The following is a 13859-nucleotide window of genomic DNA, read 5'->3' as shown; positions in this document are numbered from 1 at the left end:
ATCTATTCTACTTCGTTACCTATCCAGGTGAAGATAATTGTTGCAATTCTTGATATTACAAAAACAAGGCAACCAAACATAGTAGGTAATGCTGAAATTTTAAGACCTCCCGCTAATCGTGCTGTAGAAACTTCTCCTAAAAACTCAATCTTATCTAATGCTTCCACTAAACCAAGTAACTGACCGAGAACACCCCATACCAGTATCATTAGACCGATAGAATTAATAATTCTAATATTCTTAATTGGAAGGTTTTTTCCTTTTTTTAAAATTAAAGCATTCCTAATGATTAAGAAAAACACCAAAAAAAGCGTTGCTAAAATAGGTAACATAAAAAATAATCCTCCATCGTATAATAGATGAATTATATGAGCAATAGCTGAATGACTTTCTTCTGATTGACCAATAATTAATGATATCATAGTGTATATTTTATGAATTAAACATACTCAAAACTAGTATCTAAAGTTTTCAAAATATTTTTTTTTCGCTCATTGACAAGATTCAAGGAACTTTTAACTTAATCTATGCTGTTTATGGAAATATACTGCAGACATTGCTAAAAAGAGCTCTAATCTAGTTATTCATCCAAAAATAAGGTTTGAAAAACAAAAATTACGGATATTGTACGCTAATATGATTTCTAGAGATTTTATCCTTAAAAAAATTGTCAAACTACTATTACACGTTATCTTTTGGATTACTGTGTTATTAAGTTATAGCTATTTTTTTGGGCATAATACAGAAAATCTCAATTATGTTTTTTCCTTCTCCTTATTTCTAATGCCTGTAACCATTGGCACTACGTATACAGTTACTGAAGTTTTAATACCAAAATATTTAATCAAAGAAAAATATCTCCTATTTATACTCTATTGTATATATATGATCATCATTTCCGCTTTCTTTATAGTTATTTCATTTTTCTATGGATTAATCTTTTTATCATCTCTTAAGTATGAAGGAATGGCTCCAATGACCAGAACTCCTTTGTTCCCTTTTATTGCGGTTTATTTTGTTGTTTTTATAGCCAGTGCTCTGAGTTTAGCACAACATAATTATAAATCTACTTCAGTTAACCAAGAACTTAAAAATAGGATTTTAGAAGCTCAATTAAAGCTTAAAGAGCAGGAATTGAATTATCTAAAGATGCAAATACATCCACATTTCTTATTTAATACATTAAATACTTTATATGGTTTTGCTTTAAAGAAATCCGAGGATACTCCTGAAATGATATTGAAACTATCAAATCTATTGGATTATCTGCTCTATCAATCGGATAAACCATTAGTATCCTTACAAGAAGAAATAAATCATATTGAAGATTATGTGGCTTTAGAAAAAATGCGATTTAGTGATGTGTTGGATATTTCTTTAGATTTTGAAAATATAAAGATCACTACAGAAGTAGCACCAATGTTACTAATTCCTTTTGTAGAAAATAGTTTTAAACACGGGCAAATTATCAATCAAAAACTATCCATACATATGTCTCTAAAATGTATCGATAATGAAATTCATTTTTCTATAAAAAATTCTGCCCATACTTTTACAGAAAAAGATAAAAACGGAATTGGATTAAGTAATATTATAAAACGATTATCATTAGTATATAAAGATAATCATGAACTTACAATTTCGAAAGATCAGAACTGGTATACGGTTCAATTGATACTAAAAAACCTAAAAACACCTACTAATGAATTCTAAAATATCCTGTATCATAGTAGATGATGAACCTACTGCTAGAAGTATTATTTCTGATCATTTAGCCAAAATTGATCGTATCGAAGTTGTGGCCATATGTAATAATGCTTTAGAAGCTTTTAACCATATTAACTCGAAACAAGTAGATCTTATATTTCTAGACATTAATATGCCTGAAATATCTGGCATTTCATTTGCCAAATCTATCAATAAAGAGATTAAAATCATTTTTACTACTGCATATAGAGAATATGCTATTGATGGTTTTGATTTACACGCTGTGGATTACTTATTAAAACCTATTTCATTTGAAAGATTATTGAATGCAGTAAATAACTACTTTGAAATACACCAGAAAATTTTACCAGTTACAACTCAAGAAGACATATCCAACGATTTTATTTTTGTAAGATCAGATAGAAGAATGAAAAAAGTAGATTTTTCGGAAATAATTTATGTAGAAAGTTATAATGATTATCTAAAAATTCATTGCGATAATGCAACGATTGTTACCAGAGAAACTATTAGTAATATAGAAGCTAAACTACCTGTAAAACAATTTATGAGAACTCACAGGTCATTTATTATTTCAATTAAAAAAATAGATTCTTTCTCTAATGAAGAGTTAGTTCTTAATAATAAATCAATTCCTATTAGTAGAAATTATAAAGCTGAAGTTCTAGATAGACTAGAGAATATTTAATCATCTAATACTTATTTTAAGAAGAGATCATAGGGAATAATATAGTAATATGGATTGTTTAGTTTTTTTTGTAACATCAGAAAAAGAGCCGAGTCTTTAGGGAAATTTCAAACTTATTTACATGAAAAATCTAATTTTACTTTTATTTACTGTTGTTCTCTTTTGTTCATCTTGTAATAATGATGATGATAACCAAACTACTATTAAAGAATTTACTATTGAAGAATCTAATAACTCTGGAATTAGTGGTTCTATTTTTTTTACAAAATCTGCAGCTTCACTCTCAGATGATATCTTTATAATTAGTGTGCAGCTTACTGGTGCAGAATTAGAAGCTTCTTACACAGCCAATATCTATAATAATTCATTATCAAATGGCGGTGATATTGCGTTCCCACTTGATAATTTTTATAATTTGGGCAACTCCAATTTAATGGTAAGTTCAACTACTCACCACTCATCAAATCAAATAATTATTGAAGATGAAGTTTTAAATTATCAAGAATTAATTGGTTTTGATGGCCATATTAAAATTTTTAATGAAGATGATCCATCTATTGTAGTTGCTGAAGGTAATATAGGTAGTAATGCGCCATAAAATCATATTGTAAAAACTAAAAAAGCGAGCCTATAGGCTCGCTTTTTTAGTTTTTACAAATTCCGTATAGTTATACGTGCAATGGTCTATTGTCTGTTGCAGCTAATGCTGCTTCTTTGATCGCTTCTGTAAATGTTGGATGTGCATGTGACATTCTACTGATATCTTCTGCAGAAGCTCTGAACTCCATAGCAGTTACTGCTTCAGCAATTAAATCTGCACAACGAGCACCAACCATATGAACTCCTAAAACCTCATCTGTAGTTTCGTCCGCAAGAATTTTAACAAATCCATCTAAATCGGCACTTGCTCTTGATCTACCTAATGCTCTAAAAGGAAATTGTCCTGATTTGTACTTAACTCCAGCTTCTTTTAATTCTTCTTCCGTTTTACCAACTGCAGCAACTTCTGGCCAAGTATATACTACACCAGGAATCAAATTATAATCGATATGCGGTTTCTGTCCAGCTAATGTTTCTGCAACAAAAACTCCTTCTTCTTCAGCTTTATGAGCTAGCATAGCTCCTTTCACTACATCTCCAATCGCATATATATTACTAACAGAAGTTTGTAAATGATCATTTACTTCTACCTGTCCTCTATCTGTAAGTTTTACTCCCGCTGCTTCTGTATTTAATCCATCCGTATAAGGATGTCTACCTACAGAAACTAAACAGTAGTCTCCTTTAAACTCTACCGGGTTTCCTTTTTTGTCATCCGCAGTAATAGTTACTTGTTTTGCAGTTGCTTTTACACCAGTAACTTTATGAGAAGTGTAAAACTTCACTCCTTGTTTTTTCATTACTTTCTGTAACTCTCTGGATAAAGCCTTATCCATTCCTGGTATAATTCTATCCATATATTCTACCACAGAAACCTCAGCTCCTAAACGACGATAAACCTGTCCTAACTCTAGGCCGATCACCCCACCACCAATAATTACTAGATGTTTTGGCACTTCTTTAAGCTTTAATGCTTGCGTAGAAGTAATAACACGTTTCTTATCTATGGTTATAAATGGTAAAGAAGATGGTTTAGAACCGGTAGCTATTATAATATTTTTAGCTTCAATTGTTTCTACAGAATTATCGGACTTAGTGATATTCACATGTGTCGAATCCTTAAAAGAACCAATACCTTCATATCGTTCTATTTTATTCTTTTTCATTAAGAAATCAACTCCTCCAGTTGTTTGATCCACAACGGCTTGCTTACGAGCGATCATTTTTTCTAAATTGATCTTTACATCTCCTGGTATTTCAATTCCATGATCCGCAAAATGCTTTACTGCATGCTCATAGTGATGAGAAGAATCTAGTAATGCTTTACTAGGGATGCATCCCACATTAAGACAAGTTCCACCAAGTGTTGAATATTTTTCGATTATCGCAGTTTTCATACCTAGTTGTGCGCAACGGATAGCTGCAACATACCCACCAGGTCCAGAGCCAATTACGGCTACATCATATGTACTCATAAGAGATTTTTATGTTGGCATATTAAATTCTAATAACAAATGTACAAATGTTTTGCTTCTTACAGAAGGGAAGATCTTGTCAAATTTTTATTAAAAAAGCAATATTAGTAGTGATTAAAAAGTTATACATTTAGTCCATTGATAAACTTATAGGAAATTAGCACTTTTTTTAAACAGGTTTATCAATTATATTTTAATAAAAACAGTTACTAAATAATGCGTTATTTATCCTCTCTTTTTCTTCTTGCCATTATTATCTTATGGAGTTCTTGTCGTAAGGATTTTGAATCCGGACCGAGTACTGGAAATTTACAATTCTCTACAGATACATTATATCTAGACACCATATTTACCAACATAGGATCTAGTACTTACAGCTTCAAAGTATATAATAGAACAAATGACGATTTTACAATACCAAGTATTGCTCTAGAACGAGGAGAAACCTCCAGTTATAGATTAAATGTAGATGGAATTCCTGGCAAATCTTTTGAAGACATTCAAGTTTTAGCTAAGGACAGTATTTTTGTTTTTGTAGAAACAACCACCGATATCACACAACAAACAGGTGATTTAGAATTTATATATACTGATCGTATTCTTTTTGATCCTAGTGGAAGTCAACAAGATGTGGATCTAGTGACTTTAGTAAAAGATGCGGTGTTTTTATTTCCTTCTAGGGATGAAAATGGAATTGTGGAGACATTGCTTTTGGGAGAAGATGATAATATGGAAGAAATAAGGATAGAAGGCTTTTTCCTAGAGGATGATCAATTAAATTTCACTAATGAAAAGCCTTATGTAATCTATGGTTTTGCAGCTATACCGCCGGATCGGACTTTAACTATAGACGCAGGAGCAAGAATACATTTTCATGATCAATCTGGTATCATAGCTGCCAATAATTCTACATTACTCGTAAATGGAGATGTAAGTAATGATCCAGATTTATTAGAGAACGAAGTGATTTTCGAAAGTGATCGATTAGAACCTGGCTTTAGTGATATTCCTGGTCAATGGGCATTTATATGGCTTACAGCAGGAAGTACGGGGCATGTAATTAATCATGCTACAATAAAAAATGGTTCTGCTGGTATTATTATGGACTCTAATGATGGAGGAATAGATCCTACATTAACGATTACTAATTCCCAGATTTATAACAATTCTGCCTATGGAATATTAGCACGAACGGCTAATATTTTTGGAGAAAATCTTGTCATCAACAACTCGGGAATTAATTCATTGTATGCGTCTTTTGGTGGAACTTACAATTTTAACCATTGTACATTTACCAACTATTGGAATACCAGTTTTAGAGATACTCCAGCTATAGCATTCGATAATGTATTCGTAGTAACCGATGAGAATGGTGCTATTACCGAAATTCTTACTGAAGATCTTTTGGAGGCGAACTTTACTAATTGTATTATTTATGGAAATGAAAATCTAGAACTTGGAATTACCAGAGCGGAAGGGACTGTCTTTAATTACAAATTCACGAATTCTCTTATTCGTTTTGAAGATTTTAACGGGCAGTTTTTAGACAATCCATTATACGACTTTACCGATAATAGTTTATATGAAAACGTAATTTTTAACGAAAACCCTGATTTTAAAGATCCATTTGATAATCTATTAAATATTGGTGAAGACTCGGCCGCTAATGGGCAAGGCTCCACTCCTACTATGGGAACAGATATTCTAGGAATCCCAAGAAGTATGACAGCTCCAGACATTGGTGCTTACGAAAGTATTACTTTTGAGGTGGATGAGAATTAATGTTAATCTTTTTTCGAATAGTAAAGTCGTATTAAAAAATCACTTTAGTATTTGGTAACTGATTTTGAATACGTTCTTTTTCTTTTTCAGAAAAACTGTTGTTACTTAGCTCCAAAATCTTAAGTGAAGAAAAACCTTTTAAATCGTTTGGAAAAAACTTTAGATTACTATCTCTCAGTAATACAACCTTAATACTCGGACAACTTGCAATTACTGAAACTAATTTTGGAATTACAATAGTTGGATTGTTATCTAACATTAAACCTTGAAGGTTTTTTAATGAATTTAAATTTTCTGGAATTGTAACCAATTTATTATCAGACAAGGCCAAAATTTTAAGTGTCTTAATTTCAGACAAAAGATCAAATACCTGTTTTAAATCCATATTCGGATTATTCTTAAGATGTAATTCTTCGAGTTTATCGAGATTAATAAGACTATCTGGAATTGTTTTAAGCTTATTGTTACTTAAATATAAGAAATCAAGATTCTTAATTTGTATTAAAACCTTACTAGCTGAAGAAAAATCTAGATCGGGATTACCACTTAAATCAATTTCTCTAAGATTCGGGATTTTAGCTAAGAAATCTGGTAGTTTTTCTAATTTATTCCCTCTTACATTTAACACCGATAATTGATGTAATCTCTTACATTCTGATGGTATTGAAGTAAATGTATTACCTTCTAAATTGAGAAGTTTCAATTTTGATAATCTAGTAATATCACTTGGAATTTGACTAATACTACAATCTCTTAAATACAATGATTCTAAATGTAATAATTCTTCTATTTTTTCAGAAAAAATTCGAAATTCATTACATCTAAGATATAGTGAAACTACTTTCTCCGCTGAGTTTATTACTTCTTCAACTGACAACCTTTTGTTAACCTGAGAATAAATAGTTAGTTGATAAAATATTAAGCAAATGAGAAATATTAATTTTTTCATTGTGATTATTTAAAAAAAACAATAAGTAATGTAAATGTTATCTTTTGTATTTACAATCAAATATAATTGCTTTTATTTACCATTGTTGTAGATTACAAGCATATTATTGCTCTTTATTCTTAATCACATGAATTCTTACTTATTTAAATCAGAAAGACTTGGGTTCCGTAATTGGACTATTAATGATGTAGATGTTTTTTTTACTGAAATTAATGATGATGATGATGTTATGGAGTTTTTCCCTTTCAAACCATCCAGAACACAAACAGAAAATTTTATTTTACGTATGCAGCAAATGTATAATAAAACTAAATTCTGTTATTTTGCCGTAGACTTACTAGATACGAATGAATTAATTGGTTTCATAGGTCTTAGCGAACAATCATATATAAAAGAACTAGGGACTTTTGTTGATATTGGTTGGAGACTTAAAAAATCCGTTTGGAAAAAAGGATATGCTACCGAAGGTGCCAATGCCTGTTTAAAATATGGTTTTGAACATTTAGAGTTAAAAAAAATATATTCAGTAGCATCCGAAATAAATATTAATTCTATTGCTGTAATGAAGAAAATTGGTATGCAACAGATTAAAACATTTAATCATCCTAAATTAGTCAATTCTCCTAATTTAGTATCTTGTGTTTTATTTTCTATAACTGTGTAAATCATTACTCATGATTCTTAAAAACACTTCATCATTTTTCATTACTCTCTTTTTAACAACTATACTCCAATCCTATGGTCAACAATCATTAGATAGCGAAAAAAATATTAGCAACGAATTAGATGCTATTTTTTCTAAAGAATTTCCATTAGACCAACCAGGAGCTGCAATAGTTTTAACAAAAGGAAATAGAAAACTATTTGAGAAAGCATATGGTATTTCTGATATAACTACAAAGGAAAAAATTACTCCTAATACAGTTTTTAATACAGGTTCTATTTCTAAAACATTTGTAGCTAATGGAATCTTAATTCTCCAAGAAAGGGGATTATTGTCTATTGAAGATCCTATATATAAATATTTTCCTGATTTTGACACACCAGAAATTGCGAAAAAAATAACAATAAAACATTTGTTATCGCATACTTCGGGATTACCAGACCTTAGAAATGTTAGAGAAAATCAAGAGTATTATATTACTGCAAAAGACACTGCTAATTTTGAACCTATAAAACGCACAGATAACTTATTATTTGAACCAGGCGAAAAATTCATGTATTCCAATCCTTCATATAATGGACTAGCATTAATTATTGAACAGGTAACTAAGCAAAAATGGCAACAATTTATAATTGACAATATCTTTATTCCTTCAGGAATGCATACTAGTAAGATTACTGATGGAGATCATCCCAAAACAGGAGTTGCTCACGCTTATTACAAAGACCAAAAAGGAGTTTATCAAGAATCTGATTATGGAGAGGTTCCTACTTTTGCCGCATCTGGTAATGGTGGAATATGGAGTACTATTAATGAATTGGTTAGTTATGAAGAAGCACTACGGACACAAGTTTTTTTATCTGCAAAAACAGTGAAACAATCTAGAACCGTTTTTAATCCTACCAATTGGAATGATAGTAAAAATCCAAATCTTGGTTATAGTTGGTTTTTAGGCATAGATGGAATTCTAAGATCTAATAATAATCAAAAGATTGTCACTCCTGTTGTTTCACATACAGGATCTCAAGGAGGTTTTAGGGCTTTCTATATTTCTTTTCCAGAAAAAGGAATCACCTATGTAATGTTAGCTAATCGTCCTATAGATAATTTTGGTGATATTATAAAAGAAAGCTTTATGCTATTCCTTAAATATGGTTTAATTGATTAAGAAATAGAGTTATGCTTAAAACGAAATACGTAATAAGTTATTTTACCTTTCTATTCCTAACGTTTTATTCTCATGGACAAGAAGAACTATTCCATCAAAAGATTAATCAAGATATGTATGGTAATTTTTCTGAAGCCTTTAAACATTTAGATTATCCTTTATTCGCTTCTATTCATAGTAAAGAGATGATAAGGATATCAGGAAATGGAGGAGAAATTAAAAAGGGGCAAGATTACCTAAATGGTTATCAAAAACGTTGGAGCAATCCAAAAACAACCATTTCTCTTATAAGTTTTAAATTATTAGAAAGGATCACTTCAGATACTTTAGTTTCTGATCGCGGAATATATAGAGGTTCATATACAAATGACAAAAATGAAACAAAATTTTTCTATGGAAAGTTTCATGTATTACTACGACTAGAAAATAATACTTGGAAGATATTAGTTGATTATGATTCTGATGAAAAAGGTACTATAAACAAGCAATCCTACGATGCTGCTTTTTCTCTTTCAGATTATCAAAAATACTGGAAAATCAAGGATTGATGTTTTCTTGTTGATACATGTAATAATTTATATCGTTATTTATAATATGAAAAATATTACTCGAAAAATAAGAATCCTACTTATACTATCATTAGTAATGCTTAACATCGGTTGTGATCAAATTTCTAAAACCGTGGTAAGACAAACCATTGCTCCTGATCAAAAAATTGAAGTGTTTAAAGATAATTTTATTTTGACTAAAGTAGAAAACAGTGGCGCTGCCTATAGTCTTGGATCCGACTTAGCTCCTTTTTTAAAAGTCATTCTATTACAACTATTGCCAATACTTGTTTTAGTTTTTTTATTACGATTAATACTAATCAAGACTACCTATTCTAAAGAGACTATATTGGGCTTCACCTTTATTATTGGTGGTGGTATTGGTAATCTGTACGATCGCATCGTATATGGATCAGTTACTGATTTTATGATTATGGATTTAGGCATTATAAAAACTGAAATATTCAATATGGCGGATGTCTCTATTATGATTGGATCTTTCATAATTATAATTACTACGTTATTTAGTAAAAAAGAATCTTTCTTTAAAGAAGCAAACAATTAATATGAGTTGGATTAAAGAAATCTCGTTCGAAAATGCTACTGGTCAGTTAAAACGACTATATGAGCGTGTCAAAGGACCTAATAATAATATTGATAATGTATTATCAATTCATAGTCTAAGACCTCACACACTTGTTGGTCATATGGGATTATACAAAAATGTACTACACAATGCCAATAACACCTTACCTAAGTGGTATTTAGAAACATTAGGCGTTTATGTAAGTAACTTAAATCAATGCGAGTACTGTATAGAGCATCATGCTGCAGGTTTAAAACGTTTGTTAAAGGATAATGCTAAATACGATATGGTGATTGATTCTATTAAAAAGAACCAAATGGATCTTGTATTTAGTGATCAGTATCTAGAAGGAATACGATATGCTCATAAATTAACACTATCGCACAGTACTATCACACAATCTGATATTGAGAATCTTAGAAAGTATAAGCTAACAGATGGAGAGATATTAGAAATTAATCAAGTAGTAAGCTATTTTAATTATGTAAATAGAACCGTAGTAGGACTTGGAGTTAATACAAAAGGAGATATTATTGGATTATCTCCTAATAATAACGATGACCCAGAAAATTGGGGGCATTCTTAAAAAGATAGCATGTTTTGAAAGGTTCCTCCATTTAACTACAAAAAAACATTTATCGCCTATTAACTAGATTTATCTTAACCATCTATCTATTCTGTCTTTTTATCTAGTTTACTTGAGCTAGGCTCTTTACACCCGCATGGCAATTCATCACGGTAATCACAGTACAAGGTGATCTCCATTTTTTCACCTTGCCGATGTTTTTCATAAAACTCTTTTAGGTTAATAGAATACTTTTTTTCTCCATCAACTTTAAAGTATATTTCATGATGAAAAAGAATATCATTTAAAATTGTCACTTCAAAATCTAAAAAGTGTTTCTTTTGATTGGTACTATCCTCATCCTGGTAATAAGGCAAAAATAAACTTGTTAACTCAGGGATTTTTCTATTTAGAGAACCAATTCCCGAAGCACTCCTGGCGTCATCATAAAGATTCTTATCTAACCAAGGAAAATCCTTACACGCCACTGTAAATGGTATAACATCTATCTTCCAAAGGTCAAAAGAAGTATCGAAAACTACAGGAATATATGCTATTTTTACAGGTTTTAGAATATCATAATCCAGATATACCTGCTGTACGGGTTTCTCTCCTTCAAAAACAAATTGATCTGGTGTCACAATACCAATGTCGTATTCTGTGTTTTTTGTAGGTTTTCCATTTTCACCTCTATGAAAAACTGGTGGTGAAGCAATGTAATATTTAGAAACATAATAGGGTGCATTTGTTTTTTCATCTATTTGATACCCATAAGGTAAGTTCGTAAATACTTGATCTTTCTTATTCCACTCCAAACCGCTTGGAGCACCACTCCAATATTCAATATCTTCATTTGAAATAATAGTATTACATCCTAATAAGGTTACTCCTTGTTGTTTATATTTTTCTTGTGGTATTATTTCCGAAGCACCAATATTAAAATTTACATATGCTGTGGTTTTAGATGGAAGAGTGTTCTGAGCAATGATACCCGAAGAAAATAGTACTATCAATATCTTATATAGATTTTGATGATTCATAAAGTCAGTTTTATATTTTACAAATTATGGTAATCAGTAGTTATACTTTTTTTAGTGATATCCAAGGTAATAAAAGGGCTTAAGAGAAGCTATGAGTGTTTATACGTGATTTTCTAACAGGAAACTACAACATAGAGTTAAATGAAGTTATTTAGGCTATTAACATCTATTTTAGTTTACTATTTCATTATAATCTCATTGTTTAGGTAGTCTTTTTAAACCATATTTATAAACATACACTATAAACCCAATTATTATTAACATTCCCAAAGCTGATGGAATATACTGACTATGTGGTTGATATTTTTCGAATACCGTTCCGATAAACGCTGATAAAATCCCTGCAAAAGCGCTTGTCATTTTATAAATATGTTCATATACCCAAATTCGATGTTTCTTATATTTTTTCTTAGGAATTAAATACCGTAAGAAATCATAAGTAACGATAAATAATAATGCTCCTACTGTACTATAAATTATGATTGGAGACCAAATCATTCCAATTGACTTAAAATAATATAGAAAATAAGCCAAAACCAAAACACTAACTATAGCAACTATAACATCAATTATTTTAGGAGTATTTGACTTTAATAGCAATACCCTATATCCAGAAAAAGAAACATAGCCGCTTAATATCGTTACAACAAGTAAGAATGTGTTTCTCCCAAAAACGAAGACTCCAATCAAACCAGTAAAAATAACTATAGAAATAAATCCTAAAAAATACTTCCCACTTATATTGTGCCTCTTACCTCCTTTGATCGTTACTAAAGCAATAATCCCCAGTAACAACGCTATTGAGCCTGCTATGATATGAAGCAGAATGTTTGACCTGTGTAATATATCCATATCTTAAACTTATTTAATTAGACTAATTCGTCTTCAATGTTAAACTGAGTCTAAACAACTAAAATATAAATAGTTGTAAAAGTTAAATATGGTGAATGGTCGAAATTATTGGTGAGTGATATATAAAATTGGGTGGACGGTTTTAATAAAATTAATAATATCTCACCAAAGAGTTTTTTTTACTTTTAATCTTATTATTCAATTTTAATTAACTTTCGAATTGTTGTCGAATATCCTTTACTACTAATAATGGAAGTTACCTTATTCTCAAATATGATCATATACCGACCATTTAAATAAGGTTTTATTTTTCTAATATGACTTTCATTAACAATATATTTTCTATGCACTCTAGAAAAATTTTTACTTAATCTGTTTTCAAGAAAAAGTAATGAATAATCACAAAGCTTTTTTTCTCCTGTTGAGATATGCACAAAAGAGTAATTATCAGAAGCTTCAAAATAAACCACATCCTCGATTGGAAATAAAAGGATATTATCGCCTTGTTTTACGGGAATACTAGTAATACAATTATCAGAATCTAAAAATTCAGTTTCCTTCTTTTTCAAAGCATCTAAAGGTTCTTGATTTTCAACAAAATTGGAGCTTTTATTTTTTACTAAATTATTTTTAAAAAAACTAACACCCAAAACCAAAGAGATAATTCCATTATACAAATACATTTTACCCGAAGAAAAGAGTAGAAATTGTTGACTTTGGAAAACTAATGATCTGATAATATGCTCTATCTCTGTAGCTAAAACACCCACTAAAAAAAACGCTAGAAGTATAAATATGTATAATTTACTTTTTGATTTAAAATAGTACTTAAACCAAGATTTATTCAATATGATAACTACTAATGTATATCCTACTATAAAACTTGTCGCTAAAGCTTGAATACTCCATTGAATCCAATTTAAATTACCATTCATGATATAATTAGCTGTCCCAATACCCAAACCGACAAATACAATGTGTAGTAAATATTTGTTCGCTTCTTTAAACTGAAATGGTACAATAATCATTATTAGATAATCTAGTTAGTGTTTATCAAGTTCTAACAATATGCATAATAGCTTTGTAAATGTAATATTACGGATATTTAACCTATATATCTAACCTTATCCATTGGTCATTGTGTAATTATAGTTTTTTGTTAATGGGTAATTCTTCTAATCAAAAACCCCCTAAATTGAAAAAATAAAGGGGGATAT

The 13859-nt window shown here is 30.1% G+C and carries 15 protein-coding genes; 9 read left to right on the top strand and 6 right to left on the bottom strand.

Annotation, left to right across the window (positions count from 1 at the left end; translation table 11 throughout):
• Window positions 1-2: 2 nt before the first annotated feature.
• Window positions 3-422 (bottom strand): MotA/TolQ/ExbB proton channel family protein, encoded by a 420-nt coding sequence (locus BMY33_RS20725; protein ID WP_091412062.1) that lies wholly within the window; start codon window positions 420-422, stop codon window positions 3-5.
• Window positions 423-624: 202 nt separating this feature from the next.
• On the opposite strand from BMY33_RS20725, the gene BMY33_RS20720 reads away from it, so the two are divergent.
• From BMY33_RS20720 to BMY33_RS20710, 3 genes are all read left to right on the top strand, one after another.
• Window positions 625-1713 (top strand): sensor histidine kinase, encoded by a 1089-nt coding sequence (locus BMY33_RS20720; RefSeq protein ID WP_244543066.1) that lies wholly within the window; start codon window positions 625-627, stop codon window positions 1711-1713.
• On the top strand, window positions 1703-2413 hold the full coding sequence (locus BMY33_RS20715; protein WP_091412058.1) for a LytR/AlgR family response regulator transcription factor: 711 nt from the start codon (window positions 1703-1705) through the stop codon (window positions 2411-2413). The genes BMY33_RS20720 and BMY33_RS20715 overlap by 11 nt, the downstream gene beginning before the upstream one ends.
• A gap of 121 nt (window positions 2414-2534) precedes the next feature.
• A complete protein-coding gene (locus BMY33_RS20710; RefSeq protein WP_091412056.1) occupies window positions 2535-3011 on the top strand; it encodes a hypothetical protein in 477 nt (158 codons plus the stop codon).
• Window positions 3012-3081: 70 nt separating this feature from the next.
• Here the strand turns inward: BMY33_RS20710 and lpdA are convergent, their stop codons facing one another.
• A complete protein-coding gene (gene lpdA / locus BMY33_RS20705; RefSeq protein WP_091412054.1) occupies window positions 3082-4488 on the bottom strand; it encodes a dihydrolipoyl dehydrogenase in 1407 nt (468 codons plus the stop codon).
• A gap of 216 nt (window positions 4489-4704) precedes the next feature.
• Here lpdA and BMY33_RS20700 point away from each other — a divergent pair, with 216 nt between their 5' ends.
• Window positions 4705-6270: a hypothetical protein gene (locus BMY33_RS20700; protein WP_091412052.1), complete on the top strand. Its 1566-nt coding sequence runs from the start codon at window positions 4705-4707 to the stop codon at window positions 6268-6270.
• A 31-nt stretch (window positions 6271-6301) separates the two neighbouring features.
• Here BMY33_RS20700 and BMY33_RS20695 read toward each other — a convergent pair whose 3' ends face one another.
• Complete coding sequence (locus BMY33_RS20695) at window positions 6302-7219, bottom strand: leucine-rich repeat domain-containing protein (protein ID WP_091412050.1); 918 nt, start codon at window positions 7217-7219, stop codon at window positions 6302-6304.
• Window positions 7220-7346: 127 nt separating this feature from the next.
• Between BMY33_RS20695 and BMY33_RS20690 the strand changes: the two genes are divergently transcribed.
• The 5 genes from BMY33_RS20690 to BMY33_RS20670 are packed head-to-tail and all read left to right on the top strand — an operon-like array spanning window position 7347 to window position 10771.
• Entirely contained in the window at window positions 7347-7883 is a 537-nt protein-coding gene (locus tag BMY33_RS20690) for a GNAT family N-acetyltransferase (protein ID WP_091412049.1), read from the top strand.
• Between the two features lie 10 nt (window positions 7884-7893).
• On the top strand, window positions 7894-9051 hold the full coding sequence (locus tag BMY33_RS20685; protein ID WP_091412047.1) for a serine hydrolase domain-containing protein: 1158 nt from the start codon (window positions 7894-7896) through the stop codon (window positions 9049-9051).
• An 11-nt stretch (window positions 9052-9062) separates the two neighbouring features.
• A complete protein-coding gene (locus BMY33_RS20680; protein ID WP_091412045.1) occupies window positions 9063-9599 on the top strand; it encodes a DUF4440 domain-containing protein in 537 nt (178 codons plus the stop codon).
• Between the two features lie 46 nt (window positions 9600-9645).
• A complete protein-coding gene (lspA, locus tag BMY33_RS20675) occupies window positions 9646-10164 on the top strand; it encodes a signal peptidase II (RefSeq protein WP_170837143.1) in 519 nt (172 codons plus the stop codon).
• Between the two features lies 1 nt (window position 10165).
• Complete coding sequence (locus BMY33_RS20670) at window positions 10166-10771, top strand: carboxymuconolactone decarboxylase family protein (protein ID WP_091412043.1); 606 nt, start codon at window positions 10166-10168, stop codon at window positions 10769-10771.
• A gap of 86 nt (window positions 10772-10857) precedes the next feature.
• Here BMY33_RS20670 and BMY33_RS20665 read toward each other — a convergent pair whose 3' ends face one another.
• The 3 genes from BMY33_RS20665 to BMY33_RS20655 all read right to left on the bottom strand — a co-directional run bounded on the left by BMY33_RS20665 (window position 10858) and on the right by BMY33_RS20655 (window position 13670).
• Complete coding sequence (locus BMY33_RS20665; protein ID WP_091412041.1) at window positions 10858-11790, bottom strand: hypothetical protein; 933 nt, start codon at window positions 11788-11790, stop codon at window positions 10858-10860.
• 195 nt (window positions 11791-11985) lie between these two features.
• A complete protein-coding gene (locus BMY33_RS20660; protein ID WP_139195712.1) occupies window positions 11986-12642 on the bottom strand; it encodes a hypothetical protein in 657 nt (218 codons plus the stop codon).
• A gap of 194 nt (window positions 12643-12836) precedes the next feature.
• Entirely contained in the window at window positions 12837-13670 is an 834-nt protein-coding gene (locus tag BMY33_RS20655; protein ID WP_091412037.1) for a LytR/AlgR family response regulator transcription factor, read from the bottom strand.
• Window positions 13671-13859 lie beyond the last annotated feature (189 nt).

The organism is Aquimarina amphilecti (assembly GCF_900109375.1).
In the GTDB taxonomy this organism is placed as follows: Bacteria; Bacteroidota; Bacteroidia; order Flavobacteriales; family Flavobacteriaceae; genus Aquimarina; species Aquimarina amphilecti.
This window is presented reverse-complemented; position numbering and strand designations above follow the sequence as displayed.

Bases quoted from the DNA above. Each gene is read 5' to 3' on its own strand.
- BMY33_RS20725 (WP_091412062.1), bottom strand. From the start codon at position 422: ATGATATCATTAATTATTGGTCAATCAGAAGAAAGTCATTCAGCTATT.
- BMY33_RS20715 (WP_091412058.1), top strand. From the start codon at position 1,703: ATGAATTCTAAAATATCCTGTATCATAGTAGATGATGAACCTACTGCT.
- BMY33_RS20710 (WP_091412056.1), top strand. From the start codon at position 2,535: ATGAAAAATCTAATTTTACTTTTATTTACTGTTGTTCTCTTTTGTTCA.
- lpdA (WP_091412054.1), bottom strand. From the start codon at position 4,488: ATGAGTACATATGATGTAGCCGTAATTGGCTCTGGACCTGGTGGGTAT.
- BMY33_RS20700 (WP_091412052.1), top strand. From the start codon at position 4,705: ATGCGTTATTTATCCTCTCTTTTTCTTCTTGCCATTATTATCTTATGG.
- BMY33_RS20695 (WP_091412050.1), bottom strand. From the start codon at position 7,219: ATGAAAAAATTAATATTTCTCATTTGCTTAATATTTTATCAACTAACT.
- BMY33_RS20690 (WP_091412049.1), top strand. From the start codon at position 7,347: ATGAATTCTTACTTATTTAAATCAGAAAGACTTGGGTTCCGTAATTGG.
- BMY33_RS20685 (WP_091412047.1), top strand. From the start codon at position 7,894: ATGATTCTTAAAAACACTTCATCATTTTTCATTACTCTCTTTTTAACA.
- BMY33_RS20680 (WP_091412045.1), top strand. From the start codon at position 9,063: ATGCTTAAAACGAAATACGTAATAAGTTATTTTACCTTTCTATTCCTA.
- lspA (WP_170837143.1), top strand. From the start codon at position 9,646: ATGAAAAATATTACTCGAAAAATAAGAATCCTACTTATACTATCATTA.
- BMY33_RS20670 (WP_091412043.1), top strand. From the start codon at position 10,166: ATGAGTTGGATTAAAGAAATCTCGTTCGAAAATGCTACTGGTCAGTTA.
- BMY33_RS20665 (WP_091412041.1), bottom strand. From the start codon at position 11,790: ATGAATCATCAAAATCTATATAAGATATTGATAGTACTATTTTCTTCG.
- BMY33_RS20660 (WP_139195712.1), bottom strand. From the start codon at position 12,642: ATGGATATATTACACAGGTCAAACATTCTGCTTCATATCATAGCAGGC.
- BMY33_RS20655 (WP_091412037.1), bottom strand. From the start codon at position 13,670: ATGATTATTGTACCATTTCAGTTTAAAGAAGCGAACAAATATTTACTA.